The following is a 9,157-nucleotide window of genomic DNA, read 5'->3' as shown; positions in this document are numbered from 1 at the left end:
CTCTACGTCGGGTAGGAGGTGAACTCCACCTGCAGCTGCAGGGCGCTGGTGACGCCGTCGTCGTCGAGCGCGTAGCCGAGCTCGCCGCCGGTCACCGCCGCGTACAGCAGGCCGGGCAGGTCGTCGAGCCGTCCGTGCGTGGCCAGGTACTCCTCCACCGCGGCGCCGAGCTCGACGGTGCGGGCCTCGGCCTGCTCGACGGTGCCGCCGGGCACGCGGACCTGGATGTGCAGATCCACGGTGACGGTCTCGGTGTAGGCCAGGCCGCCCATGCCGCCGCCCATCCCGTCCAGCGTCCGGCTGTAGCGGCCGGCGCCGCCGTAGATCAGCTCCCGCTCGACGTCGCGGGCCGGGTAGCCGTAGGCGATCTGCACCCCAGCCAGGACGGGCAGCACGGCCAGGGCGTCGAGCAGCGCCCGCTTGGCCGCCGTGGCGTTCGTGACCGGCATCAGGAGGTCCTTCCCTGGTGGAACAGCGACCAGCGCTGCGGGGTGTAGTCCAGGATCCGGGACGCGGGGACGGGCCGGCCGTCGGCGCCGCCGGCGTTGCCGCCCCGGCTGTAGCGGGAGTAGACCGCGTCCACCTCCGGGATGCCGGTCGCCGCGGCGCCGGGCATCGTCAGCCGGTAGGTGCCGCCGTCCGCCGCGGTGTAGGACGTGGCCCGATCCGGGATGCCGCTCTTGTGGATGTTGAGCCGGGACCGGAACCGCACCAGGCTGGCGCGCACCAGGTCCTCCGGCGGCGCGTCGGACCCGTACTCGTACTCCAGCAGCACGTTGCCGATGCCCTCGGTCCAGACGTTGCCGTCGCCGCGGCGCAGCAGCCCGTCCCGGGTGACCACCAGCGCGCCCAGCTGGGCGGTGGTGAGCGGCACGTAGGGCTGCCCGGCCCGCGGCGACATGGTGGCCGAGCGCAGCACCCGGACGCCGCGCAGCTGCACGCCGGCCACCAGGTCGTCGCCGCCGTCCGGCAGCAGCAGATCCCGGGTCCCGGTCCCATCGAGCAGGACCCGCCGGTAGCGGGGCACGAACGCGCGCTGCGTGATCCGCTCGCACTCCACCTCGACCTCGGTGCGCGCCTGGATGAGGTCCTCAGTGCTGTACTTCGTGGTATCGCTCAGCGCGCTGTCGGAGGCGCGGCCCTGGCGCAGGCTGAAGTAGAAGCCGCCCACAATCTCCACCTCGTCGGTCTCGACCACGTCCGCGCCGTCGATCGTCGCCGCCCAGGCCACGGTGAGCAGCGCCAGGCCGGTCTGGGCGGGCAGCGCGAACGTGTAGACGCCCATCCCGGCCGACGTCGCCGGGCCGGCGGCCACCTGGGTGCCGGTGGCGTCGGTCACCTCGACGGTGACGGGCCCGGCCGAGTCGGTCGGGGTCTCGTCGACCTCGAAGACGTGGCGGAGCGTCGCGGCCCGGGTGCGGGCGATGCGGGTCAGCATCGCCTACCCGATCCGGACGCTGCCGGCCGCCGTGCCGGTGCCGCCGATGTCGACGTAGATGCCGTTCTCGCACCAGACCGGCCGGTCGTACATGCGCGACTCCGACTGGCCGCCGTTCAGGTTGAACGCGTCGATCAGCGTGCCGGAGGCGGCGCTGGCGTTGTCGTAGACCCGGACGGTCACGGCGTTGCTACCGCCGGTCTCGGCCACCACGATCCCGCAGTACAGGACCGGCCCGGCGGCGCGCACCGCCTGGTCGGACCCGGTCAGCGCGATCGTGCGGGCGGGCGAGGGCGAGCCGCTCATCAGCGGGCCCGGAAGGTGACGTGCACCGTCCCGTCCGGCATGGCCAGGCCGGAGCCGCCGACGGTCTTGGCGACGGAGATCCAGTCGCCGGCGGCGACGTTCAGGTCCGCCGCGGTGCCCGACAAGCTCACCGTCTCGGGCGTGAACGCCACGCCGTTGGTGGCGCTGTAGGCGCGGGTGGCGATCGCCGTGCTGCCGGCGCCGGCGGCGCCGCGGTTCTTCACTACCACGCTGAAATAGTTGGTCGGATCCGCGGTGACGTTCGCGTTCGGCACCCAGACCACCCCGGTGATCACGCACCGGAACGGCGCCTTGAAGCCCATCCACTCGTCGGTGGTGGCGGCGGTGCCCTGGCCGGCCACCGGGATTTCCCGAGTGTGGTCTCCCTGCATGTCCTTGAGCTGCACGATGGTTCCCTTCGCGGTTGTGGGGCAGCATGACGGGGCGCCCGGCCCGGACGGTGCCGGGCGCCCAGATCGGGACGGGTCAGCCCTGGCCGCTGTAGAAGCCGCGGTGGTCGAGCACCGTGCCGCTGTAGATGTGCCGGATCTTGTAGAGGATCTTGTCGGCCGCGAACACCGCGCCCTGGGTGGGATCCGTCTGGCTGAAGAGTTCGGGGTCCTGCCTGCCCCTGTAGAAGCCGACCTCGATGGTGGGCACGCTGTTGGGGTCGGCGATCAGGAACCAGTCGTTGGCGTCGGAGAAGTAATCGACGACCAGGTAGTCCAGGCCGGAGTGGATGTTCGGGGTGGTGGCGTCCTCGGTGCTGGTGACCGCCACGGCGGAGCGGGTCAGCTTGAACGCCTGCCCCTCCAGCTCCGGCGGGACCACCAGCAGCCGCGGCAGCATGCCGAGGACCTCGACCGAGTCGCCGTAGGCGACCTGCTCGCGCATCTTGCGCCGCCCGATGAGCAGCGTGCTGTCCGACAGCGGGCTGGAGGTGTCCAGGTTGCCGTGGCTGGCGTGGAACAGCGCGACGCTGTCGTAGGTGCAGGTGGCGTTCGTGCGCAGGATGTCCCACACGAACCGGTACAGCGTCTGCGCCGCGGCGCGGCCCAGCTTGGCTGGGATGCCGGCGATGGCCCGGATGTCGTCGTTGGCGATCATCTCCATCGTCAGCTCTTCGGTGCCGCCGCGCTTGGTGATCGCGTAGGTGGCCTCTTCGTCCCCGGGGCTGGTCAGCGGCTGGTAGGGCGCGCCCTCCAGCACGTCCGGCAGCACGCCGTACCCACCGACGCGGCCGATCCGCTGGGTGCGGAAGTCGTTGATCGGCGGCATCGAGCTGACCACCTGCCGCCAGGACTGCAGGCCCGGCAGCCGGTACATCGCCACCAGCCGGCGGGTGATGGAGTCGCCCAGCACCTGCGCCCACGACGTGGTGTCGAGCGCCTCAATCGCGCGCAACGAGCTGTCGTAGGCGGGCGCCGACTCGCGCATGATCAGCCGGTTGACGTCGACGTCCCACGACACGACCCGGTTGCCGGTGAAGTCGGCCCAGGCCTGCCGGAAGCTGGTGTAGCCCTCGGAGAAGTTGCCCTCGAAGAAGGCGTCCAGCGCCTTCTTCTTCTTGTCCAGGCTCTCCTGCGTCACCTGGAGGCTGGCCTTCGGTGCCAGGCCCGCGCGCTCCGCGACGCCGAGCATGGTCTTCAGGGACGCGATCTGGGCGTCGACGTCGGCCTCGGTGATCCAGTCCGGCAGCGCCTCGGTCAGCGACTCGGCCACCCGGGCGGGTAGCCCGGCCGCCTCGACCTTGGTCTTGATGAGCAGCTGGCCGATGAACCCGCCCTTGGGCTGGGTGGCCTCGGCCGCCTGGCCCTCATCGCCCGCGCCGTCGCCGGCGCCCTCGCTGCCGCCCTCGCCGGCGTCGGCGGTGCCGGCCTTGGACAGGCCGACCGCGGCCAGCTCCTCCTCGCTGGCCTCAGCCAGCGCCGAGAGGATGTCTTCCTTCGTGGGCACGTCGTCCTCCTCGTTGTCGTCGGGCTCCGTGCCCGGGTCATCCTCTGCGGTGCCGGCCGCGACCATGCGGACGGCCTTGCCGCCGGCGGCCGGGTCGGCCACCAGGTCGGCGCTGTTGACGCGGGTGATCTCGATGGCTTCCTGCAGCCGCTTGCCCGACTCGGTGACCGGCTTGTAGCGGGCGTAGACGTCGTGGCTGACGCCGATGAGCGGCGGCAGGCCCTCCTCCTGCGCCGCGAGGGTGGCATCCAGCGTCTCGGCCGCGTGCGTCGCCGACGGCAGCAGATGCAGGTCGCCGTACAGGCCGTCCTCGGCCGCCTCGACGTTGCGGTAGTGGCCGATCAGCCCGGCGATCGTCGAGGTCGCCAGCTCCTCGTCCGACCGGTGGTGGTCGTAGGCCTTGGCCCCCTGATAGAGGCCGGCCGCCGCCTCCAGCACCGCCTTGGGGTAGCGGCGCATGTTCTTGCTGTCGCCGTGCGCGATGATCCGCACCCGGAAGACGCGGCCGCCGCCCGGGTCGTCGTCGAGCGCCTCGACGACGCGGCCGACGATCCGATCGCGCTGCACGCCCACCGCTGCCTCCTTGCCCGTCGAGCCCTTGACCGCCCCGGGCTTGGTCGTGGCCTTCGGCGTGGTCTTCGGCGTGGTCTTGGCGGTGGTCTGCTGCTTGGCCGGCAGAGCTCGGGTGGACTTCGCCGGCGTCGCCGCGGCGCCCTTGGAGGCCTTCACCTTGTTGACGAAGTCCGCCGTGACCCTGCCGGTGGGCTTCATGCCGAGCCGCTTCTGCGCCGCCTTGATCGCCTGCGTGGTCTTGGGGCCGAGCTTGCCGTCGACCACGAGCGGCTTGCCGGCGGCGTCCTTCAGCCCGGCGGCGTTCAGCGCCTGCTGCAGCCGCCGGACGGTGGCGTCGCCGCCCTTCTGGCCGTAGCCGGTGCCGGTCTTGCCGTCGAAGCCCATCTCCGCCGGCTTCTTGGCGGGCTCCTTCTTCGCCGAGCCGCTGGAGCTGGCGGCGCTGGCGGCGCTGCCGGCGACGAACTGGCCGCCGACCGCGGTGCCCGCGGCGCCGCGGGGATGGAGCTGCTCGGCGAAGGCCTCCGCCGCGGCGCCCAGCTCGTCCTCCTGGCCGTCGTCACCGCCCAGGTCGTCGCCGGTGTTGCCGGTGGCCACCGCGGCGACCTTGGTGTAGGAGCGGGCCACCTTCTCCGGCTCGCCGAGCGTCACCGCGTCGCCGTCGCCGACCGCGTAGGAGCACTGCCACAGCTGCTCGCCGCCGGCCTCGCCGCTCTCGCTGCTGTAGACCACCTGCGCGTCGCTCATGTCGGCGATGTACACCCACACATACCGGCTGCCGCCGCTCTGCCGCAGCCGCTCCTCCAGCGCGTGCCGCACCATGTTCTGCAGGTCGGCGTGCGAGCGCTGGCCGTCGATCATCGCCTCGGCCGCGGGCGTCTCGACGGCCTCGGTGGCGCGCTCCTCGGGCGCCTCCTGCGGGCGGCCGGCCGCCTCGAAGAACGCGGCGCTGGCGGCCTCCTGGTTGCACGTCGGGCACAGGCCGGGCCCACCGCAGGCGACGAGCTGCGGGCCCGGCTCGGTGGGCGGCCCGTCGCCGACCCAGTGGCCGTGCGTGGTGTACGGCATCACATCTCCCAGGTCACTGCTTGGCGCGCCGGCGGGTCGGCTTGGGCGCGGGCTCGGTCGTGCGTTCCTCGTCCTCGAGGTCGCCCGCCTCACCGGCGGGCCGCGCGTCGACCTCGCCGACGCGCTCGCCGTCGACGTCGACGACGTACGGGCGGGCCACCTGGTCGCTCACCAGCCACTCGCCCCGCTCGCCGGCGAGCGTGACGTGATAGTGGCCGTCCTCGTCGAGCGGGGCGACGCTGGCCACCTGGTGCGCCGCGATGCCCAGCCGCGCGGCCGCCTGCTCGGGCGTCATCATGGGGTTCCTCCTCCTGCTCCTGGGAGCGCGATCAGCTGTCCGGCGCCGGGGCCGGCGTCGTCCACCGCGGTGGCGATGTCGTCGAGCTCGGCGTCCGGGGCCGCCAGGTCGGCGGACCACGGGATGCCGACGTAGTCCTCCCACGCCTTGCGGGCGGCGACCGAGGCCGCCTCGCGGGACAGAGCGCCCATCTCCACGAGCTTCTCCAGCCCCGTCGACAGGTTCAGCAGCACGCTGGCCGTCAGCTCGCTGTCGGCCGCGGCGATCTCCGGCCCGACCACGGTCACGCACTGGGCCGCCGGGATGCGGTAGCTCTCGCCGGTCTTGGGGTCGGTCGCCTCGACCTCGGGCTGCAGCCGCTTGGCGGCCACCGCCCGGTCGACGACGAAGCGGCACAGCTCGGTCTGGTAGGCCAACCAGGTCTTCTGCAGGCCGCCGACCCGCCGCCGTACGGGCTCGGCCATCGTCAGCGACGTGGCGCGGTTGCTGTCCTCAGGGTCGGCCAGCCACGTCTTGGCCAGGCCGGCGCCGCCGGCGATGACGGTCAGCACGCTCTTGCCGGCGATCGAGTCTTCCTGGGCGCCGGTCTCGGCGTGCTTGGCCTCCCACTTCACCGACTGGTTGTGCACCTCCATCGAGCCGGACGGCGGCACGTGCGTGCCGCCCCGCGCCGCGACGAACGCGTCCACGTGGCCCTGGTCGCCCTCGACCGTGACGTCCCACACGAAGTAGCGCGCCAGCGCGGTCCGGTCGATCAGGTTGGACAAGATCGCGTCGTAGGAGTCCAGCCAGTCCAGGATCGGCATCAGGAACGGCATCCCGCGCCGGTCGGACAGCAGGGTCTTGTTGGGCGCCCAGAACATGGCCTCGCCGTCGCGTAAGCCGGTGACGTCGTCGACCGCGACCACGGTGTAGGCCAGATCGCCGCCGTCGGCCTGGCGGACCTTGACCTCGTGCGGCCACAGCGGGTTGCCGTGCAGCAGGCTCACCTCGCTGATCAGCGACGGCTCGATCGGGTTGTAGCGCACCACCCCGCTGTGCCGGCCCTGCAGCAGCTCCAGCAGCGTCTCGCCGGTGATCATCTGGTCGCGCAGCCACAGCTCCTGCAGATCGCCCACCCGGTTGCGAGGGTCGTTCCAGAACTCCTCGACCACCTCGCGCACGTCGGCGTTGGTCGCCTCGAACGACACGCCCTTGTCGCCCACGCAGAACGACACGTAGGTCTCGATCACCGCGCGCGCCATCGGGTTGGACCGGTAGGCCGCCACTGACGCGTCGCGGGCCTTCTCCTGCGTCCAGTGCGGCACCTCCCGCAGCGAGGTGCCCATCCGGGTCCAGCCGGACTCGCCGTCGACCGGGTCGTAGCCGCGGCCGCCGAGCGCCCCGGTCGCGATCAGCTGCTCGGGCGTTGCCTCGCGAGCACGCCGCGGCGGCCGCGGCGCGAAGATCGACCGCCCCATCACGCCGCCTTACTGGCCGCCGGCGGCCGCGCGCCGGACGCCGCCGCGGCGGCCGGGCGTACCCCGCCCGCGGCGGGCTGCTCGTCGGCCTGCCCGGTCAGGTACGCCACCGCCACCAGCTCGACCCCGGCCACCAGCAGCGCCCACCACCACACGCCGGTCAGGCCGCCGATCGCGACCGCCACGGCGGCCAGCCCCGCCAGGCCGATCACGTTGGAGACGGTGCCGAGCGTGAGCCGCGGCAGCCTGATGCTGATCACCACGAGGGTCCTCCTACAGGTTCAGGCGGCCACGCGGGCGCCAGAGCGTCTGGGCGCCGCCGGCGGCGGCCTGGGGCGCGGTCGCGGGCGGCGGCGCGGCCGCCTCCTGGACGGCCATCGCTTCCTTCAGCGCGTTGAGCGTGGCCGAGATGCCGTCGATCTTGTCGCCGGAGTTGGCCTTGTCGGGCTTGACGTTGCCGCTGGAGTCCGACGTGATCGACAGGTTGTCGACCATCCACCTCATGATCGGGTTGCCGCCGGAGCGGAAGGCGCCCGACTTCACCAGCCGCAGCAGCGTCTTGAGCGGGTCGTTGAGACTGGCCACGCCCTGCGAGATCGGGACGCAGGTCAGCCCGCCGTCGCCGAGCACGCGCACCACGTCGGTGGCGCCCCACCGGTCGAAGCCGACCGTCTTGACCCGGAACGTGGCCGCGTCGAGGTCGATCTGGTGCGTGATCGCGGTGTTGTCGATCACGTTGCCCGGGGTCAGCTGCAGCCAGCCCTCGCGCACCCACACCTCGGCCGCGCCGGCGGTGCGCCGCGACAGCGTCTCCAGCTGATCGGCCGGCAGCCAGAACCGCCACAGCGCGTCGTAGGAGCCGTCCGGGCAGGGGAACAGCCACGCCAGCGCGGTGATGTCCTCGACGTTCGACAGGTCCAGCCCGCCGAAGCACTCCCGGCCGGCCAGCGCCGTCTCCTGCACCATGCCCGCCGCGGCGTCCCAGTCGGCCAGGGTGATGTAGCGGGTGGTCTGCTTGGTCCGGATGCCCAGGTGCAGGCGCAGGTAGGAGCCGAGCGCGGCGGGGTCCTGGCGGGCCTCGGCCGCCTTCTTCTCCAGGTACTCCTGCGTCGGGCTGATCCCGAACCCCGGGTTGGCCTTGCGCATCGTGGCCACCGCGAACGGGTCGTCGTCCTCCTCGGCGCCCCAGATCACGCCGTAGGTGCTGGGGTGCCGGATGACCCGCCGCGCCAGCTCCTCGATGCGCTTGCGCTTGCGCGCGTAGATCGTGTTCGGCCGGCCGTCGTCGGCGGTGGTGATGATGGCGATCAACGGCTGCTCGCGCGAGCCGGTGCCGGTCTCGATCGCCTCGACCAGGTCCGGGCTCTTGTGGATGTGCAGCTCGTCGATGATGCCGCCGTGAAGGTTGCCGCCGTGCAGGGACTCGGCGACCGAGGACACCACGGAGAACGTCGACTTGCTCGCCTTGTGGATGATCTTCTGGGCGAGGCTCTTGACGTGCGGCTTCAGCGCCGGGCTGTGGTCGCACAGCTGCTTGATCGGGCCGAAGACGTAGCCCGCCTGATCCCTGGTCGTCGCCGCGGCGATGACCTCGGCGCCGCCCTCGCCATCGGCTGCCGTCAGGTAGATGCCCAGGCCGCCGCACAGTGTGGACTTGCCGTTCTTGCGGGGCACGTCGACGTACAGGTCGGTGATGACCCGCACCCACCGGCCGGCCCGGTTCTTGCGGATCCACCCGAACACGGGCGCGATCACGTAGGCGACCTGCCAGGGGTCCGGCGTCAGCGGCCGCCCTACCCACTGTCCCTTGGTGTGGCGCAGCAGCCCGAACGCCTTGAGCACCCGGTCGACGCGCTCGGCGTCGAAGCGGGCGGTCTTGAGCAGCTCGCCGGGCTCGGGCGTCTTCCACTTCGGCGGGCAGTCCGGCAGCGGGATGCCGCGGTCGATCAGGTACCAGGCGACCTCGGGCGACAGCTTGAGCCGCTTGAGCTCCGCCGGCGACGGCAGGTAGCCGGCCTTGCGCCGCGTCGTACGAGGCGTACGGGTCGCGCCAGCCACCGG

The 9,157-nt window shown here is 72.4% G+C and carries 9 protein-coding genes; all 9 read right to left on the bottom strand.

Features of this window, described 5'->3' with window-relative positions:
- Positions 1–2: 2 nt before the first annotated feature.
- The 9 genes from MF672_RS10860 to MF672_RS10820 all read right to left on the bottom strand — a co-directional run bounded on the left by MF672_RS10860 (position 3) and on the right by MF672_RS10820 (position 9,154).
- On the bottom strand, positions 3–449 hold the full coding sequence (locus tag MF672_RS10860) for a hypothetical protein (RefSeq protein WP_242380732.1): 447 nt from the start codon (positions 447–449) through the stop codon (positions 3–5).
- Positions 449–1,438: a hypothetical protein gene (locus MF672_RS10855; RefSeq protein WP_242380731.1), complete on the bottom strand. Its 990-nt coding sequence runs from the start codon at positions 1,436–1,438 to the stop codon at positions 449–451. Before MF672_RS10855 ends, MF672_RS10860 begins: the two co-directional genes overlap by 1 nt.
- A gap of 3 nt (positions 1,439–1,441) precedes the next feature.
- Complete coding sequence (locus MF672_RS10850; protein WP_242380730.1) at positions 1,442–1,744, bottom strand: hypothetical protein; 303 nt, start codon at positions 1,742–1,744, stop codon at positions 1,442–1,444.
- The gene (locus MF672_RS10845) at positions 1,744–2,151 is read right to left on the bottom strand and encodes a hypothetical protein (RefSeq protein WP_242380729.1); all 408 of its coding nucleotides are present in this window, start codon (positions 2,149–2,151) and stop codon (positions 1,744–1,746) included. Before MF672_RS10845 ends, MF672_RS10850 begins: the two co-directional genes overlap by 1 nt.
- 79 nt (positions 2,152–2,230) lie before the next feature.
- A complete protein-coding gene (locus MF672_RS10840; protein WP_242380728.1) occupies positions 2,231–5,338 on the bottom strand; it encodes a peptidoglycan-binding domain-containing protein in 3,108 nt (1,035 codons plus the stop codon).
- 13 nt (positions 5,339–5,351) lie between these two features.
- The gene (locus tag MF672_RS10835) at positions 5,352–5,636 is read right to left on the bottom strand and encodes a hypothetical protein (protein ID WP_242380727.1); all 285 of its coding nucleotides are present in this window, start codon (positions 5,634–5,636) and stop codon (positions 5,352–5,354) included.
- Entirely contained in the window at positions 5,633–7,096 is a 1,464-nt protein-coding gene (locus MF672_RS10830; protein WP_242380726.1) for a hypothetical protein, read from the bottom strand. Before MF672_RS10830 ends, MF672_RS10835 begins: the two co-directional genes overlap by 4 nt.
- A complete protein-coding gene (locus tag MF672_RS10825) occupies positions 7,096–7,359 on the bottom strand; it encodes a hypothetical protein (RefSeq protein WP_242380725.1) in 264 nt (87 codons plus the stop codon). The genes MF672_RS10830 and MF672_RS10825 overlap by 1 nt, the downstream gene beginning before the upstream one ends.
- A gap of 10 nt (positions 7,360–7,369) precedes the next feature.
- The gene (locus MF672_RS10820) at positions 7,370–9,154 is read right to left on the bottom strand and encodes a terminase large subunit (RefSeq protein WP_242380724.1); all 1,785 of its coding nucleotides are present in this window, start codon (positions 9,152–9,154) and stop codon (positions 7,370–7,372) included.
- Positions 9,155–9,157 lie beyond the last annotated feature (3 nt).

Source organism: Actinomadura luzonensis, assembly GCF_022664455.2.
Lineage (GTDB): Bacteria > Actinomycetota > Actinomycetes > Streptosporangiales > Streptosporangiaceae > Nonomuraea > Nonomuraea luzonensis.
The sequence above is the reverse complement of the archived record's forward strand: the minus strand, read 5'-3'. Positions and strand labels throughout refer to the sequence as shown.

Bases quoted from the DNA above. Each gene is read 5' to 3' on its own strand.
- MF672_RS10860 (WP_242380732.1), bottom strand. From the start codon at position 449: ATGCCGGTCACGAACGCCACGGCGGCCAAGCGGGCGCTGCTCGACGCC.
- MF672_RS10855 (WP_242380731.1), bottom strand. From the start codon at position 1,438: ATGCTGACCCGCATCGCCCGCACCCGGGCCGCGACGCTCCGCCACGTC.
- MF672_RS10850 (WP_242380730.1), bottom strand. From the start codon at position 1,744: ATGAGCGGCTCGCCCTCGCCCGCCCGCACGATCGCGCTGACCGGGTCC.
- MF672_RS10840 (WP_242380728.1), bottom strand. From the start codon at position 5,338: ATGCCGTACACCACGCACGGCCACTGGGTCGGCGACGGGCCGCCCACC.
- MF672_RS10835 (WP_242380727.1), bottom strand. From the start codon at position 5,636: ATGATGACGCCCGAGCAGGCGGCCGCGCGGCTGGGCATCGCGGCGCAC.
- MF672_RS10830 (WP_242380726.1), bottom strand. From the start codon at position 7,096: ATGGGGCGGTCGATCTTCGCGCCGCGGCCGCCGCGGCGTGCTCGCGAG.